Below are 16,791 nucleotides of genomic sequence, written 5' to 3' on the forward strand. Positions count from 1 at the left end.
GTCCGGGCGAGCGTCAATCCTGCCACGTCGCCGCATGAGCGCCCAAGGGCGCTGGTGGCTGGTCCCAACCCCCGGGCGTAACCGACAGCTGCGCGGCGGGGGCGACCTGATGCAGCAGACCGAAAGGTGACTGCCGCGCAATGCGCGGCGGTACCAGGTCGTCCAGCGTCACGACCTCGGCAGCGATCGAATGCTGCCCGATGTCCTGCACCCACATGGCCGTGCGCGCCAGCGACACTTTGACGTGGTAGCTGCCGCCATCACGCGCGCGCAGCGCCAGCGCCTGCATCACGCCTGCCGCACCCAGGTATCCGGTCAGATAATCGTTGAGCAGGCGCGTCGGCACCAGCGCCGGCTTGCCACCGCGCGCGTGCGCATCGCAAATGCCGGTGGCCGCCTGGGCCATCTGATCGAAGCCCTTGCGGTCAAGCCATGGCCCGCCGAAGCCGAATGCGTTGACCGACACATACACGATGCCCGGGCGTACCTCGGCCAGGTGCCGGGCCGACAGCCCAAGCCGTTCGAAACTTCCCTGCCGCCACGACTCGACGAAGACGTCGGCCTTGCCTGCCAGCCCTAGCAAGGTGGCGTGGTCCTGCGCGTTCCGCAGATCGAGACAGGCGTTCCGCTTGCCGATCCCGGTGTCCAGAATCTGCGGGATCGGGTCGGGCTGTCCTGGCGACGACACACGCAGCACCTGCGCGCCGTATTCACCCAGACTGCGGGCGACCACCGGGCCGGCAATGACGTGCGAGAGATCCAGCACCCGGATGTCGTCCAGCGGGCGGTGGCTTGGCCGCTCGGCCACACGCGGGCCGTTGGCGATCTTTTCGATCACGATGACCGGCGTTGCGGCAAGCACCCGTCCTTGTGTATGGGTCAACCATGCGTCCCGGCTGCGCACCATCGTGCCAGGGACCCCGCGTTCATGGCAGGCTTCTTCCAGGTCGGCCCCTCGCCACCTGCTGATGGCGGCGCCGATGGCCTGGGCCGTGTTTGGGCAATCCAGCAGTTGCAGGGTCGCGTCGCGCAGGTGCGGGTACGACCCGCTGGGAATGAACCAGTGATCGTCCTGCGTTCGGTAGAAGCCGGACTTGAGTTCCCGTGAATGGGACGACTGCGGCACGCGGTGGCCGTGCTGGGTCTGGAAGTGCGTGGGTTCAAGCGCACAGGCGGCATGCACGGCATCGATCGTGATGTGCTGGGGCACGCCGTGCGCCCGCGACCAGCGCGCGGCCGCGCTCGATGCGGCGGCGGCGATCGCGGCGGCGGACGCGGGCACCAGGCACAAGGGCGTGGCCAGAGGGGGGTGTCGCCCGTGAAACGGATCGAGGCCGCGTCCAGACCGCCTTCCGGGTCCAGGTCGGCGGTGATCCGCTGCAAGGCCCGACGGGCGTCGGCGTCGAATGCCGTGGATGCCGTCGGCGTCGGCACGTTCGTCACGTCCATGACGTCCATCACGCGCTTACCGTCCGACAAACGTGGGCGTGCGTTTCTCGGTAAACGCATTGCGGCCCTCGATGTAATCCTGGCTCTCGAAGCACTGCAGGATCGATGCCTGGCACGCGGCCCGTCCCTGTGCCGATGGGGCGATGGCCGTTTCGATCGACAGTTTGCTCGACCGTGCGGTCAGGGGCGCCAGCCGGGCCATTCCGTCGACGAGTGCGGTTACCTCGTCCTCGCCCAGCAGACGATTGACCAGCCCCATCCGCACGGCTTCTTCGGCGTCGTAGCGGCGGGCCGTGAACATGATTTCCTTGGCATTGGCCGGCCCGACCAGCCACGTCAGGCGCTGCAGCCACAGCTCGTGGTAACCGACGCCCACCTTGCCGGCCGGAATGCAAAACGTGGCATCGGGGGTCGCGTATCGAAGATCGCAATGCAGCGCCAGCCCGACGCCGCCGCCAAAACAGTACCCCTGTATCCGCGCCACGGTGGGCTTGCGCACCGCGCCCAGCGACGCCACGGCGCGGTCCACGGTTGCGTTGTAGAGCGCCACGCCTTCAGGCGTATTGCGGCGTTCGCCGAATTGCGAAATGTCGGATCCCGACGCGAATGCTCGGTCGCCCGCGCCTTGCAGGACGATCACGCGAACCTCCGGATCGTCGTCCAACGCGGCAAGGTGGCCGGGCAGGCTGTCCCACATGTCGAAGCTCATGGCGTTGTGCTTGACGAGGTTGTCGATGATCACGTGGCCCGTGGCGCCATGGCGGTGGCTGCGGATGACGCTGTCGTGGGGGCGATCAGATGACATGGCGGCTCCGCAGTGCGTTGATCGTGTCGGGGGACAGGCCTGCCGCACGAAGGATCTGGTCGTTGTGCTCACCGGGCATGGGGGCAACCGAACGCACGCCGCTTGTGTGCAGATTGCTGCGGTAGGGTTGCCCGACCAATGCGATGTCGCCCAGCGTATCGTGACGGACAGGCCAGCGGATGCCCAGATGCTGTACCTGTGGGTCGGCAAACGCCTGGTCGACGGTGTTGACCGCGCCGCAGGCCAGCCCGGCCGGATTCAGCAGGCCGATCCAGTGCGCGTTGGTCTGCGTGGCGAAAATCGCGCGCAGTTCGGCATTCAAGGCGTCGCGATGTTTCGATCGGTCCTTGTTGGTCAGGAAGCGTGGGTCGGTCAGCCACGCGGCGCGATCCAGCGTCCGGCACAGGCGTTCCCACATCACCGCACCCGACACGCAAATATTGACCTTGCCGTCCTGGGTATCGAACACACCGGTCGGAATGATGGTGGGATGGTCGTTGCCGGCCTGCTGGGGGATTTCTCCAGCGACCAGCCAGCGCGCCGACTGGAAGTCCATCATGGCCAGCAGCGCTTCGAGCAGCGACGTCTGGATCCACTGACCCTTGCCGGTGCGTTCGCGCTCCAGCAGCGCCATGAGGATGCCCATCGCGCCGTACAGCCCCGCCGCCGTGTCCGCGATGGCGATCCCGGCCCGGACGGGTCCGTGGCCGGGCAATCCGGTGACCGACATCATGCCGGTCATGCCCTGGATGATCTGGTCGTAGCCGGGCCGGCGGGCATACGGGCCGTCCTGCCCGAACCCGGAAATGCTGGCGTAGACGATGCGAGGGTTGATCCCGCGCAGGGTGTCGTAGCCGATGCCCAGCCTGTCCTTGACGTCGGGGCGGAAGTTTTCGACGATGACATCCGCTTCCCTGGCCAGCGTGAACAGCACCTCGCGCCCTTCGTCCGACTTCAGGTCCAGCGTCAGGCTGCGTTTGTTGCGATGCAGGTTCTGGTAGTCCGGGCCCAGGCGCATGCCGCCCATTTCGGTTTCGCGCGACGGCGCAACGGGCTCTTCGATCTTGATGACGTCGGCCCCCCAATCGGCCAGTTGGCGTACCGCCGTCGGGCCGGCGCGCACACGTGTCAGATCGAGCACCTTGTAGGGAGCCAAGGGAAGCGGCGTCGAAGCATCGGTCATGGTCGTCTCGGAAATGGAAGTTGCGCTCATTGCTTGATCTTCTGGAAGTTCATGCGCTCCGTGGTGTCCTTCCACAGCGCAATTTCGTCCTTGATCTGCCTGGCGAATTCATCTGGCGTGGTGGGTGAGGGTGTCACGCCCAGCCGATCGAATGCGGTGCGTACATCTGGTGAGGCCAGCGCGTAATTGAGCGCCTGGTTGAGCTTGTCAACGACCGGGCGAGGCGTGTTGGCGGGTGCCACGATCCCGTACCAGGTCGGCTTGTTCAGTTCCGGATAACCCAGTTCCTTATAGGTAGGAACGTCTGGCAGCACCGACAGGCGCTCCGGAGACTGCACGGCCAGCGCGCATACCTTGCCGCTCTTGATGTGACTGAGCGCCGAGCTGACATTGTCGAACGCCGCGTCGATCTGACCGGCGTACATGTCGTTCATGGCCGCCGACAGACCCTTGTAGGGAACGTGCAGCATGTCGGTCCTGGTTGCCGCCAGGAAGCGTGCGCCCGACATGTGCGACAGCGAGCCGGTGCCTGCGGACCCGAACTGCATCTTGCCGGGCGTGGCGCGCAACTTGTCCAGGAAGGCGGACATTTTGCAGCCGGGCGCGGCGTCGGGCGAGGTGATGAGCACACCCGGCGCGACGACGATGCCCCCGACCGGCACAAAGTCCTTGATGGGGTCGTATGCCACCTTTTCGTACACATTGACGGCGATGGCGTGCGTCGTCGCGGACGCCACGCTCAGCATGTAGCCGTCGGCGGGTGAGCGCCTGACCGCGTTGATGCCGATGTTGCCCGATGCGCCCGCGCGGTTGTCGATCACAACCGGGTGCCCCAGCTTTTCGGACATCTTGATCTGGACCATGCGCGCCACGGTGTCCGTCGGGCCACCCGCCGCCATCGGCACGACGAGCGTGACCTGCCGGTCGGGAAAGTCCGCGGCTGCCGCCTGCGCGCCAAGGGCCGCCATCGCGGCAAGCACCGCCGCCGCGCACCTGGCGGATTTCCCGACAATCGTTGAACCGTGCGTCATGTCTCACTCCTGAATGTCTTGTGCATTTGTTCTGGATGACTGGAGTGCACGATACGGAAACGCGCTGAACCCATAAAGCGAATAAATTAGAAGTCCGTTATTCGCTTTTTTGAAACAGCGTCCAGGGCTGACATGACTCTCAAACAACTCGAAGCGTTCTACTGGGCGGCGTCATGCGCCAACTTTTCGCTTGCGGCCGACAGGGTATGCGTCTCGATATCCTCGTTGTCCAAACGCATCGCAGAGCTCGAGGTATCGCTCGGCGTCACGCTGTTCGATCGATCGGGTCAGCGCGCCTTGCTGACGGACGCCGGCGCCGCATTGCTGCCGCGCGCCCAGGCCATGCTGCGGGACGCCGAAGCCATCCGGCGCGAAGTCACCCACGACAGCCGCATCCATGGCACCTGCCGGTTCGGTGTCGGCGAGCTGACCGCGCTCACGTGGTTGCCAACCCTGGTGTCGAACGCGCGCCAGCGGTACCCCGATCTGCGGCTCGAGCCGTCGGTCGACGCCGGCAGTTCGCTGGGTGCGCTGGAGCGGCGTGTGCACGACGGCGCGCTGGATTTCGCGGTGATTGCCGGCCGGTCATCGAGTCCGGAGATGACCTCGGTCGATCTGGGCGAGGCCCGATTCAAGTGGGTCGGGGCGCCTGCGCTGGTCGGCGATGCGAGGACGGTTACCGCGGCATTGCTGGCCAGCACCTCCGTCATCACCCTGCCGCCGGGTACCGGCACCCACCGTGTGCTGGACGAATGGCTGGGCGCCAACAATCATGAAACGCCGCAGCGCCTGACGTGCAACAGCTGGGGCGTGGTGGCTGGCCTGCTCGTGGAAGGATTGGGGATCGGGTTCCTGCCGGTGGCATGGGCCGATCAATTGACGGCGCGGGGTGAACTGCGGGCACTGCGAAGCCGGCATGCCCTGGGCCCGCTGCGGTATGCCTTCTACCGCCGCCGCGACGACACCCGCCCGCTGGTGGCGGCCATGATGGAAGTGGTCCGCATCTCCATCGACTTCAGCGTGCCCGGGCGCTGGATGCGGCGATAGCCGGCCCAGGATTACAGCTTGCATACTGCATAAATACGACAGTGCGCTTCGGCATTAGGGGTTGCCGCGCAAAACGACGTTGTAGAACTAGTCCTCCCCGAGTAATACTCGCCCGGGCGGGCGAGTTCGTGAGTTTCGAAGCGCAACGCTGCATTCGTGCTTTTCGCATTCTCAGGGGCGCTGCTGTTGTTCAAAGCCATTTATCAGACGCATCCACCGCGGCTGCGGTTCTTGTTGTTCATGCTGGTGGCAGCCGGCCTGTTGCCGCTGACCCTGCTGGGGGTGTGGAGCGTCAACGCGGTCTACGAACAGCAGCAAAGCGATCTGCGCCGCGCCACCCTGGATCTGTCCCGGGCGCTGTCCTCCGCTGTCAACGCCGAAATCGAAAGCAGCGTGGCGGCGCTCGAAACCCTGTCTTACCACCCTGCGCTGTCCGCGGGCAGATACGAGGAATTCCATTCCATCGTGCGCGACGCCGCGCAGGCCCGGCCCTATTGGCTGTCCGTCATTCTGTCCGACGCGTCGGGCAAGGTCCTGCTCCGGTCCACTCGGCCCTATGGCGATGTCGACTTGAACGTACGCGACCCCGACAGCCTGAGGCAGGTGCTCAACGAAAAACGCCCGGTCGTCGGCGCATCCCGCGAAGGCACGTCTTCGGTGGTTGCCGTGCCCGTTCGGGTGCCGGTCATGCAGGGCGGCGAATTGCGGTATGTCATTACCGCCGCGCTCAAGCCGGACCGTATCGACGACATCCTGGCGCGGCAGCACGTTCCCGAAGGTTGGGCCATCGCGGTCGCCGACCAGGCGTTTCAGCGCATGTCGCGATCGCACGATCGCGAACAGTTCGTGGGGAAACGGCTGTCCGAGTCGTTCCAGCGCGAACTCGACAACGTCGACACGGAAGGCATCAGCGTGGCGCCCAATGCCGCGGGCGTCGAATCGATCATCGGCTTCACCAAGTTGCCACGCTGGGGACTGTCCGTCATTGTCGGCGCGCCCGTGTCGTCATTGAATCAGGTCGTCTCCACGGCCTTGTTCATGTACGCGGCCACCCTGGCGCTTTCGCTGCTGGTGTGCCTGCTGGTGGCCAAGACGATCGCACGGCGCATCGTTGCCGGCATCGCGACCCTGCAAATGCACGCGCGCGACATGGGGCAGGGCCGCGCCGTCAAGGCGCAGGCCTGCGGCATCGCCGAATTCGACCAGCTTTCCAAATCGCTTGAAACGGCGTCGATGGAACGGATGGCGGTGGAAGGCCACCGGCGGGTCCTGGTCGACAACCTCGACCGGTCGCTGCGGTCCATACGCGCCGCCATGGAACAGGCGCGCGAAGCCTCCGCAGCCAAGGATCACTTCCTGGCCGTGCTTGGACATGAACTGCGCAACCCCTGGCGCCGATCGTTTCCACGCTGGACCTGATGGACATCCAGGGCAAGGATGTCTACCGGCGCGAACGCACGATCCTGCGCCGGCAGGCCACGCACCTGCATCACCTGGTCGACGACCTGCTCGACGTCTCGCGGATCGTCCAGGGCAAAATGACGGTTGAGAAAAAGCCCGTGTTGCTCAACGCCGTCGTGGCTCGGGCCCACGAATCCATCGCGTCGACCGTGCCGAATCGCCAGGCGCCGTTCTCGCTGCTGCTGCCCCACGACCCCGTATGGGTGCAGGGCGACGAAGAGCGCCTGACTCAGCTCGTCGTCAACCTGCTGATCAACGCCGTACGCAACTCGGCCGATGCGCCCATCTCGGTCAGCCTGTCGGCCACCGCGTCCGCCGCCATGATCACCGTGGCCGACGCGGGCGTCGGCATGGCCCCCGAGACCCTCGCCAAAATCTTCACGCTGTTCTACCAGGCGCCCCAGTCCATTGCGCGATCCGCGGGCGGGCTCGGGCTGGGACTGTCGATCGCCCGCAGCATCGTCCACCTGCACGACGGCCACATCTCTGCCAGCAGCGACGGCCTGGGCCTGGGCTCGAAATTCCGCATCGACATTCCCCTGCTGGCCAGGCCAGATGTGCCGCAGCAGCCTGAAACGACCCGGCATCTGTACTCGAATCCATATTCGACCTTCCAGCCTCACATCCAGCAGCCGCCGGACCGTTACGCGCAACCCGTCACACCCGCCCGCATCCTGGTGATCGACGACAACGTCGACGCCGCCACGACCATCGCCGAGGCGCTTACCGCGTCCGGCCACGACGTGCGCGTGCGCCACACCGCCAGCGAATGCCTGTCGATTCTGCCGGTGTACCAGCCCGACGTGGCGCTGCTGGACATCGGCCTGCCGGACATGGATGGCCTGAACCTCGCGCAGTTGATCCGCGCCAGCGGCCAATTCCCGAACCTGGTGCTGATCGCGATCACGGGCTATGGTCAGAAGGAAGACGTCGAACGCGCCATGCATGCGGGCTTCGACCAGCACATGACGAAGCCCGTGCCGATCGGGGAATTGCTGGCAAGAGTGGATGCCCTGCAGCAGTTGCGCGGGCGGTCGGAAGCGGCCGTGCCCGCGGACGATTGGCTGCCCTAAGGATGACCGCGCGCGCCGTGGGATGCGCCGGGCAATAAAGGGGCTGCGCAAGTGCGCAGCCCCTTCTGTTTTCTGGTGGGCCCTCTGTGAGTCGAACACAGCACCAACGGATTATGAGTCCGCTGCTCTAACCAGGCATGAGCTAAGGGCCCGAGGGCGAGATTCTACACTGACTCGGCAGGACGCCGGGGCGATCACCCATGCGCCACCGCATACTCCCGCGCCTTCTCCGCACTCAGCGCCGGCGCGAAGCACCACCCCTGCACCGCGTCCACGCCCAGCCGCTTGGCCAGCACGAACTGCGCTTCGGTCTCCACACCCTCGGCGATCAACTCGAACTCCAGTTCCTTGCACAGGGCGCAGATCGCGCGGTAGATCGCATAGCCGCGTTCGGTGTGCACGATGTCGATCAGGCTTTTATCGAGCTTGATAGTGTCGGCATCCAGGTGGTAGAGGCTGTGCAGGCTCGAGTACCCGGTCCCGAAATCGTCGATGGAAATCCGCAGGCCGCTGGCGCGCAGGCGGCGGATGCCTTCGGCCATGGCGGGGCTGGTGGCAAAAGCGCGTTCGATGATTTCGAATTCGACCCGGCGGCCCGACAGGGTGGCCAGGATACGGTCGATACAGTGCGGGTTGCCCAGGGTGTCGGGGTGCAGATTGATGGCGACGTGCGGGTGGAAGCCGGCAACGTCCCAGGCATTCAAGGTGCGGCGCGCTTCGTTGCAGACCCAGAGGTCGATCACCGACGCCAGGCCGGCCAGTTCCAGCGTTTCCAGAAAGTAGGGACCGACCACGCGGCCGTCGCCGCATTCAAGCCGCAGCAGCGCTTCGAAACCCAGGCAGCGCTGGTCGCTTGCCCGGATCTTGGGCTGGTAGTACAGCGTCAGCTGGTTGGCGGTAATGAGTTCAATGACGCGCTGGGTTTCGATGTTGGATCGCAGGATGAAGCTTTGCGCCTGCTGGAAGCTCGCGCCTTGCCGCACTTGCAGGTCGCCTTCGATCCCCAGGCGGCTGGCCAGGGTTTCGCGCAGCATGCGATTACTTTGGGAGGCGGAAAAGCGTCGCACGAAGGGAATGTAGACCAGCACGCTGACGATCAGCAGGACGGCCTGGAGCAGGGCGGCGCGCAGTCCGCCGGTCATCAGGTAGCTGTCGAGAAAGATGGGGGTGATCCACGACGTACTGCGGCCGTTGAAGGTGATCCAGCCCTGCGCGAGCACGACGTAGGCAATGCCCGTGTTCAGCAGCGGTACGCCAACGAACGGCACCAGCAGCCGCCGGTTGAAGACGATGGGCAGGCCGTAGATCAGGACTTCCGTCACGTTACAGACCAGGAAGGGCGCGGCGGTGCGGGCGATGATGCGCGAATGCCGGTCACGCGCGACGATCAGGATGGCGATCATGAGCGAGAGGCCGGCGCCCGCGCCGCCGAAGCCGGCGAAGAGATCCAGGAATTTGTAGTAGCTAAGGTTGGGAAAAAGGGATTGCTCGAGGCTGCGGCTGTCGACCAGCAGGTCGAACACGTTGTTGCCATGCAGGCCGACGAACCAGAGCAGGTGGCTGATGACGCTGTTGGCAATGAGCAGCGCGCCGTTGGACAAGTGCAGGTCGCCCACCATCGACGTGACGCCGGCCGCCGTTTTGCCCAAGGTGAAATGAATGACCATCATGGCCGCGGTCGCCAGCACGAAGACCAGTGTGAAGGGCAGGCCGTGGTTCAGGGCGGCGGCCACGTGGTGATTCATGCTGCGGTAACGGACCACTCGCGTGAACGGCAGCTTCATGACGGCGCGCAGCAGGCCGACCGCAACCAGCGGCGTCAGCAGCGCGCTCAACGGCAGGTGGGAAGGCGGCTGCGCCGTGATGCCCCGCAAGGCGTCCTGACCCAGGTACACAACAATGGACAGGAGCACGGTGATCGCAGCGTCCATCGCGTGCGCGCGGGCCAGGTGGTAGGCGATGGAGATGACCAGCAACAGCGGAAAAAGGCCGCGCAGCACGTACGCGGTGGACATGACGGTGTCGGCCTGCAGGGGGCCCAGCGACCACTGGTAGGTGACGAAGCCCTGCGCCAGCACGCTGGTGGCTGCCGATAGCAGCAGGTAGGGCAGCAGTGCCACGAACGCTTCCTGCAGCGTGAACAGCAGGTTGCCGATCGACGGGAAGCGCTTGGCGCTGGCGGCTGGGCTGGGGTCCATCGTCCACGGGTGCGGTAAGTGGGAAGGGGCGGAGGCGGGTCGGTCCGAGCCGGATAAGACGTCACGATGCCGCCCGAAACACTATCACACGTATGGCTTTCGCATGGATGAGTTATCGGTAATCCCTAAGATGTCGCCGAATCCGCGACATGCGGCACGGATAATCCGCGCTGTCGGCTAGGTGCCCTGCCAGGGTCCGGCAAGGGATATTCCCTAAATCGCGTGGCGCCAGGCGCGCCGTCGCCCGTGGATCGTCACCGTATAGTCCCTTCAGGGCCGTTGCCTTGCCGGGCCTTGAGTCAGTGCTGGTACAGTGAGGCTGTCCTTTAGCTCGCACCCTTCAAAGACTAATGACGTCACCTGTTTTCTCTGCCCGACTCGTTGCCCGCTGGCTGCTGGTCCTGGTGCTCGCCGCGGGCGTCTATTTCTTCAGTGGTTTCCTGGTGCCCGGCCTGGCCGCGCTGATCATCGGATTCGCCAGCTGGCCTTTGTACAGGAAACTTCTGCGCTCGCTTGGGGGCCGCAACACCCTGGCCGCCGCGATGGCACTGATCGTGATCCTGGTCGGACTGGTGGTGCCCCTGTCGATGGCGGCGTCTTATGGCATCCACGAAGCGAGCAACTTCGTAGGCTGGCTGCTGGCAGGCAATCGTTATGGCATGCCGGTGCCGAACTGGCTGGTGGGCCTGCCGCTGGTAGGCGACCGGTTGTCGGGCTACTGGCAGGAACACCTGAGCCAGCCGCAGGCGCTGGGGTCCTGGGTGCAGTTGATCAGCGGTGAGCACCTGGGCAACATCTACCGGGTCGTGCTTTCCACGACCGGCAATGCCTTTCACTTTGCGCTGACCATCGTCTTCATGCTGATCATTCTGTTCTTCGTCTACAAAGACGGCGACCGGATCGTGGCGCAGCTGGACATCGTGGGCGAACGCATCCTGCCTGCGCGGTGGGTGCAGTTTTCTCGGGTGGTGCCAGCGACGGTCAGCGCCACCGTCACGGGCATGGGGCTGATCGCCGTAGGGGAAGCGGTGGTGCTGGGCACGGCCTACTGGATCGCCGGTGTACCGTCTCCCGTCCTGTTGGGGCTGGTGACGGGTTTCATGGCACTCATTCCGGGGGTGCGCCGCTGGCGTTCTCGCTGGTGTCCTTGTATTTGGTCGGATCGGGCAACCTGGTGGCGGGCCTGTCCTTGTTCGCCTGGGGCACGATCGAACTGTTCATCGTCGACAAGACCCTGCGCCCGCGTCTGGTGGGCGGCCCGGTCAAGCTGCCCTTCCTGCCGACGTTCATGGGCCTGGTGGGAGGCGTGCAGACGATGGGCCTGGTGGGCCTGTTCGTGGGCCCGGTGCTGATGGCGTTGCTGGTGGCCGTGTGGCGCGAGTGGCTCAAGGCCGTGCAGGAAGAGCGCGAGGCAGCCAGCCGGGCGGTGATCCATGTCCTGCCGCCGGTATCACCTGCCAAACCGGTGGACAGGTTCTGAAGGCGCCATGCTTGGCGCGATCACCACGCGCCCGCTGTGTCGGCAAGGGTCCGGCTATCTTCTGGACAGCTTGCGCAGCAATCTGAGCAGTTCCGCCAGTTCCTTGTCGCTCAGCACCGCCGTGGCCTCGCGCTCCAGCGCCGCAACGGTGACGGCGGCCCGACGGTACAACAGCGCGCCGGCCTTGGTCAGCGCCAGCACCTGGGTGCGCTGATCGGCGGCATCGCGCTGCCGTTGCACCAATCCCCGTTCCACCAATCTGCCCAGCACCGCCGCCATGTTCGGCGGCGAGACGTTGATGGCGTCGGCCAGGCGGCGCTGGCTGATGCCAGGATTGGCCTGCAGCAAGGACAGCACCGCGAACTCGGCCTGCCGCAGATCGTATTGCGCCATCCGCTCGGCAAACAGGGGCCGGATGCTGGACGACGCCAGACGAGCGCTGTGGCCCACCAGTCCAAGAAGGAAGTCTTCGTTCAACGCGTCGCTGGCAGAGCCATCGCGAAGGGGATCGCGCGCAAGATCGCGCGGGGTGTCGTGGGCGGGCGCAGAAGTCAAAGGAGGGGGTACGTAGTGGATGGTGCGTATAGTTACCGGCCCGGTCATCCTACCCTATTTGCTCTGTTGATCTGCCGCGAAGCAGGTGCACTTGCGAGCGTTGCCGGCACTATCTCAGGCAAAGCCCAGCAGCGCCGAAGCGTTGTCTTTCAGGATCAGGGGATGAACCTCGGGCCGAAAACCGGCGGCTTCGAAGTCGCTCATCCAGCGCTCGGGCGTGATGAGCGGGAAGTCGGACCCGAACAGCATCCGGTGCTTGAGCTGGGTATTGGCTTGGTGGATCAGTTCTTTCGGAAAATATTTGGGCGACCAACCCGACAGATCGATCCACACGTTCGGTTTGTGAAGACAGACCGATAGCGCCTCGTCCTGCCAGGGCCACGACGGGTGCGCGATGATGATCTTCATGTCGGGAAAATCGGCCGCGACGTCATCAAGATGGATCGGGTTCGAATATTTGAGCTTGAGTCCGCCGCCGCCACGCATGCCCGTGCCAATGCCCGAATGGCCACTGTGGAAAATGGCGGGAAGGCCGGCCTCGGCAATCACCTCATACAGCGGATAGGCCATATCGTCGTTCGGGAAAAAGCCCTGCACGGTGGGGTGGAACTTGAAGCCCGCGACCTTGTAGTCATCGATCAGCCGCCGCGCTTCGCGGGCGCCCATCTTGCCCTTGTGCGGATCGATGCTGGCAAACGCCCGCATCATGTCCTGGTTCTCCAGTGCGGCCTCGGCGATTTCTTCGTTCGGAATGCGCCGCCGGCCCATATTCGATTCCGCATCGACGGTGAACATGACCAGACCGACCCGGGCTTCGCGATACCGGGCGATGGTTTCCGGAATCGTGGGCCGGTGCACGAATTTGAAGTACTTTTCGGCGGCGTCGTCGAATTCCTTTCCGAACAGGTCGGGCGCGCAGCGGCACGAGACTTCGGCATGCACGTGCATGTCGATGGCAATCAACTTGGAAATATCCATGGGGACGTCCTTGGGCCGCGTCCGGCAGCCGCTTGCCGCGTGGCCGATGACAGCCCTGCCGGATAGTTATGAAAAATAATAAATATGTTTTATAACTATACGAATCGGGAAGGGCGGTCGCATCGAGACAAACCCCAACGCGCCGCCCGGAGGACTACCTATGTCACGCCGTCACAACCGGTCGTCCCGTCAACCCGGCGCACGGCATTCGAAGCTCGCAGCGCTCTCGATACTGCCGGTGCCTTTGTAAATGGCTTCCTTTGGATAGCTGCACAGCGGACGGGTGCGGCCAGGCCACGGCGCACCTGCCGCGGCGCGGGCGGTGGCGACCATGGTGTCGGGCGCGGCCCCTTGCTCGACCCACTTCACCAGAGCGCCGAACGCGTCGAACTGGTCAGTGCCATAACTGCCGCCACTGCAATGCGCCATGCCCGGGACTGCAAACAGCCTTGCGGTTTCCGCTGCGTTGTCGCTGCCGTACCGTGCCTGGACCTTGCGGTAATAGGCTTCGATGTCCGGAAACGAAAACGCCGGGTCGGCCGTGCCGTTGAACATCAGCAGCTTGCCGCCGCGTGCCTTGAAGGCGTCGAGGTTGGGCGATTCGGCATTGGTGAACGACTCGGCCGACACGGTGTAGATGGGCGTGGTGGCGCGCGTCTTGGCGTATTCGGCGTCGACGTTGGCCGTCAATGAATAGCCGTACAGGTCCGGTGTGATGGTGGGCGGCGACGTGTAGATGTGCGACAGCTCGCCCGCAAAGATGCTGAGCAGCGCATTGTTGGGCGACCGGCTGCCCAGGAACCAGGTGCGCCAGGCGCCGGCATCGGCAATGCCCGGATCGAAAGACCACCGTTCATAGATTTGCGCGCCAGTGGACGTCCTGGCGCCAGCAAAGATCTGCTTGACGACAGCCGCCTTGGCGGGAGTCAGGCAGTCCGTGCTCTGGCCCGGCGTGCATGCCCACGCTGCCGGGTCGGGCTGGCATGCGCTCAGCTTGCTGACGATGCCGTCGCTTGCGCCGTCCAGCGCATCGCAGCTTTGCAGGATGCGGTTGCTGATGCTCTTGAGATCGGTATCGGTCAGGGACTGGCTGATGTCAGGGCGTCCATCGGCGCCGGTGGGCGCAATGGTGGCCAGCAGTTGCGTCTGGTAGACCGAGCCTTGCACGGCGGCTTGCGTCAGGCGGAAACCCGGCGCGGCCGCGACAATGCCATCGAATAGCGTGGGATAGCGTTGCGCGGCGATCATGGCCTGGCGGCCGCCGTTCGAGCAGCCCACGAAGTAGGACTTGTCGGGCGCCTTGCCATAGAAATCGTTGATCAACTGCTTGGCTGCCGCGGTCACGTGTGGCACCTGCTGGTCACCGTATTCGAGGCGCGCTTGCGGGTCCACGGCAAACAGGTAAGACCCGTTGGCGACGCCCGTTTCGGCACGATGACCCGAGTCCGTGGTGACGACGGCATAGCCGTCCAGCAGCGCGTTGCGCGTGTTGCCGCCAGCCGGGTAGGCGCCGGTTGCAACGAACAAGGTGCCATCCACGCCGCTGCCCCCTGGTAATAGAAACGGCTGTTCCAGGTCACGGGCAAGCGCAATTCAAAGCCCAGTGCATAAGGCTTGCCGTCGATGCCCGTTCGCGCATTCATGGCGCCGCGCGCCAGGCAATGATCGGGAAAGGACGACGCCGTGACCGTGCCGGCGGTGGCCGCCACGAATTCGGCGGTGCTGACCGAACCACCCGGCACGGCGCGCCCGACCAAGGCCGAGCAGGATTGAGAAAAGGTGGGTGACGGCGTGGGCGGATCATCATCGTCGCCGGAACATGCCGACAGCGTGACGACCATGCCGACACCCAGTCCGACGCCAACCGCGGACCGAACAACTTCGTGCAGAGCGTGTTTCATTTCCATCCTTGCGCAGGTTGATAGAACGAAAAAGCCATGGGAGTGCGCCATGCCAGTGCCGACCCTGCGCCAAAGCGATGCGTGTCTGGACGCGACGGGCCGTGCTGGGGCGTTAAGTGGCCTCTGAACAACTCGTGAAGTGGCCGCTACATGAACGGCAGGCTTGAAAAGCAAGGGGTATGCCATGGCCCACGTCTCAGGCGCTGCGGGCAGCCTGCGTCGTGCTTGGGTAAAATCGGCGCGGGCCGCGGCTTTTGCATGCGGTGCCCGGCCTGCCGCGCTTGCGGTGCAGGCAATGTTCAAAGGAATGGCATGGCGTGGATCATCCTCGTGCTGGCGGGACTGCTCGAGATCGTATGGGCCATCGGCCTGAAGTACACCGAAGGCTTTACGCGGCTGTGGCCAAGCGTCGGCACGCTTGCGGCCATGGCGGCAAGCGTGGGACTGCTGGGCGTGGCGATGCGGACCTTGCCGGTCGGCACGTCGTACGCCGTGTGGGTGGGGGTGGGTGCCGTGGGCACCGTCATTCTTGGCATGGTGCTGTTCGCCGAACCGGCAACCCCGGGCCGGCTGATCAGCGTCGCGCTGATCGTGGCCGGCATCATCGGCCTGAAGCTGGCGAGCTGACGGTATGGATGACGCCATCGACGCGACCCGGACGGGCGGCTTCACAATGCCGGCGCACGACGCTACCCCGGCACGCGCGCCGATCGGGGTGTATGACTCCGGGGTGGGCGGGCTCAGCGTGCTGCCCGCCATCCGCGAACTGCTGCCGGCGGATGACCTGATTTACATTGCCGACGCCGGCCACCTGCCTTACGGCGAGAAGTCGCCGTTCTACGTCGTGGAGCGGGCATGGCGGATCAGCGACTATTTTGTGTCGCGCGGGGTGAAGGCCATCGCGATCCCGTGCAATACGGCAACGGCCGCGGCGGCGGCTGTCCTGCGCGACAAGCACGCCGATCTGCCCATTATTGGCATCGAGCCCGCGGTCAAGCCTGCGGCCCGGCTGACGCGGTCCGGGGTCATCGGCGTGCTGGCGACCACGGGCACGCTGCTCAGCGCCAAGTTCCAGCAATTGGTCCGTCGTGAAGCGCCCGGCAGGCAGGTGCTGCTCAAGGCCTGTCCGGGCTGGGTCGATCTGGTCGAGCAGGGCGCGTCGCGGGAAGATGCCCGGCGCATCGTGTTCGAGCCGGTCGATGAACTGCTGGCGCAAGGCGCCGACGTGCTGGTCCTGGGCTGCACGCACTTTCCGTTTCTGGTCGATGTCGTACGCGAGCGGGTCGGGCCGGACTTCCCGGTGCTGGAAACCGGGTTGCCGTTTGCGCTGGAGCTGCGGCGGCAATTGTTGGCGCGGGAGCCGGCCGCAGGGGGCCAGGCTGCGGCAGGCGGGGCGCCCTTGCGTGACGCGGCACCCTCGCACGGCCGCGTCGAGATGTTGACCAGCGGCGATCCTGCGATCGTCCAGTTGCGGGTGGACCGCCTGATGCCCGGCCTGGCCCCGGTGGCACGCCTGCCTGACAGCTGTTGTTGATGGACACGCGCAGGCAAAAGAAGGCTGGGCGACGGAGTGTCCACGCGGACGGAAATGGCCATGAGGGCTCATCCGTGTCGCCGCGCGTGGCCATCG

Annotated in this window: 13 protein-coding genes, 1 tRNA gene and 1 pseudogene; 6 read left to right on the forward strand and 9 right to left on the reverse strand. The window is 65.1% G+C overall.

The window, feature by feature from the left end:
- Positions 1-13: 13 nt before the first annotated feature.
- The 4 genes from ACNANG_RS20010 to ACNANG_RS20025 form a co-directional block, all read right to left on the reverse strand.
- Positions 14-1,282: a CoA transferase gene (locus ACNANG_RS20010; protein WP_420227601.1), complete on the reverse strand. Its 1,269-nt coding sequence runs from the start codon at positions 1,280-1,282 to the stop codon at positions 14-16.
- Between the two features lie 183 nt (positions 1,283-1,465).
- Complete coding sequence (locus ACNANG_RS20015) at positions 1,466-2,254, reverse strand: enoyl-CoA hydratase (protein ID WP_420224478.1); 789 nt, start codon at positions 2,252-2,254, stop codon at positions 1,466-1,468.
- On the reverse strand, positions 2,244-3,467 hold the full coding sequence (locus ACNANG_RS20020; protein WP_420224479.1) for a CaiB/BaiF CoA transferase family protein: 1,224 nt from the start codon (positions 3,465-3,467) through the stop codon (positions 2,244-2,246). Before ACNANG_RS20020 ends, ACNANG_RS20015 begins: the two co-directional genes overlap by 11 nt.
- Complete coding sequence (locus ACNANG_RS20025; protein ID WP_420224480.1) at positions 3,464-4,468, reverse strand: Bug family tripartite tricarboxylate transporter substrate binding protein; 1,005 nt, start codon at positions 4,466-4,468, stop codon at positions 3,464-3,466. The genes ACNANG_RS20020 and ACNANG_RS20025 overlap by 4 nt, the downstream gene beginning before the upstream one ends.
- 132 nt (positions 4,469-4,600) lie before the next feature.
- On the opposite strand from ACNANG_RS20025, the gene ACNANG_RS20030 reads away from it, so the two are divergent.
- From ACNANG_RS20030 to ACNANG_RS20040, 3 genes are all read left to right on the forward strand, one after another.
- A complete protein-coding gene (locus ACNANG_RS20030; RefSeq protein WP_420224481.1) occupies positions 4,601-5,515 on the forward strand; it encodes a LysR family transcriptional regulator in 915 nt (304 codons plus the stop codon).
- A gap of 186 nt (positions 5,516-5,701) precedes the next feature.
- Entirely contained in the window at positions 5,702-6,934 is a 1,233-nt protein-coding gene (locus ACNANG_RS20035; RefSeq protein ID WP_420224482.1) for a hypothetical protein, read from the forward strand.
- Entirely contained in the window at positions 6,934-8,049 is a 1,116-nt protein-coding gene (locus ACNANG_RS20040) for an ATP-binding protein (RefSeq protein WP_420224483.1), read from the forward strand. The genes ACNANG_RS20035 and ACNANG_RS20040 overlap by 1 nt, the downstream gene beginning before the upstream one ends.
- A gap of 73 nt (positions 8,050-8,122) precedes the next feature.
- On the opposite strand, the gene ACNANG_RS20045 is transcribed toward ACNANG_RS20040, so the two are convergent.
- Positions 8,123-8,201: transfer RNA gene (locus ACNANG_RS20045), tRNA-Ile, on the reverse strand.
- Positions 8,202-8,243: 42 nt separating this feature from the next.
- The gene (locus ACNANG_RS20050) at positions 8,244-10,247 is read right to left on the reverse strand and encodes an EAL domain-containing protein (protein ID WP_420224484.1); all 2,004 of its coding nucleotides are present in this window, start codon (positions 10,245-10,247) and stop codon (positions 8,244-8,246) included.
- Between the two features lie 350 nt (positions 10,248-10,597).
- Between ACNANG_RS20050 and ACNANG_RS20055 the strand changes: the two are divergent.
- Positions 10,598-11,727 (forward strand): annotated as a pseudogene (locus tag ACNANG_RS20055) (AI-2E family transporter).
- Positions 11,728-11,781: 54 nt separating this feature from the next.
- Here the strand turns inward: ACNANG_RS20055 and ACNANG_RS20060 are convergent.
- The 3 genes from ACNANG_RS20060 to ACNANG_RS20070 all read right to left on the reverse strand — a co-directional run bounded on the left by ACNANG_RS20060 (position 11,782) and on the right by ACNANG_RS20070 (position 14,787).
- Entirely contained in the window at positions 11,782-12,282 is a 501-nt protein-coding gene (locus ACNANG_RS20060; RefSeq protein ID WP_420224485.1) for a MarR family winged helix-turn-helix transcriptional regulator, read from the reverse strand.
- A 114-nt stretch (positions 12,283-12,396) separates the two neighbouring features.
- A complete protein-coding gene (locus ACNANG_RS20065) occupies positions 12,397-13,260 on the reverse strand; it encodes an amidohydrolase family protein (protein ID WP_420224486.1) in 864 nt (287 codons plus the stop codon).
- Between the two features lie 189 nt (positions 13,261-13,449).
- Positions 13,450-14,787, reverse strand: coding sequence for a tannase/feruloyl esterase family alpha/beta hydrolase (locus ACNANG_RS20070; protein WP_420224487.1), 1,338 nt, complete (start codon positions 14,785-14,787; stop codon positions 13,450-13,452).
- Between the two features lie 686 nt (positions 14,788-15,473).
- Between ACNANG_RS20070 and sugE the strand changes: the two genes are divergently transcribed.
- Together sugE and murI are read left to right on the forward strand one after the other, a co-directional pair.
- Entirely contained in the window at positions 15,474-15,788 is a 315-nt protein-coding gene (gene sugE / locus ACNANG_RS20075; protein WP_420224488.1) for a quaternary ammonium compound efflux SMR transporter SugE, read from the forward strand.
- A 4-nt stretch (positions 15,789-15,792) separates the two neighbouring features.
- A complete protein-coding gene (murI, locus tag ACNANG_RS20080) occupies positions 15,793-16,695 on the forward strand; it encodes a glutamate racemase (RefSeq protein ID WP_420224489.1) in 903 nt (300 codons plus the stop codon).
- The last annotated feature ends 96 nt before the right edge of the window (positions 16,696-16,791 follow it).

Source organism: Pigmentiphaga litoralis (genome assembly GCF_048632615.1).
GTDB lineage: Bacteria > Pseudomonadota > Gammaproteobacteria > Burkholderiales > Burkholderiaceae_B > Pigmentiphaga > Pigmentiphaga litoralis_B.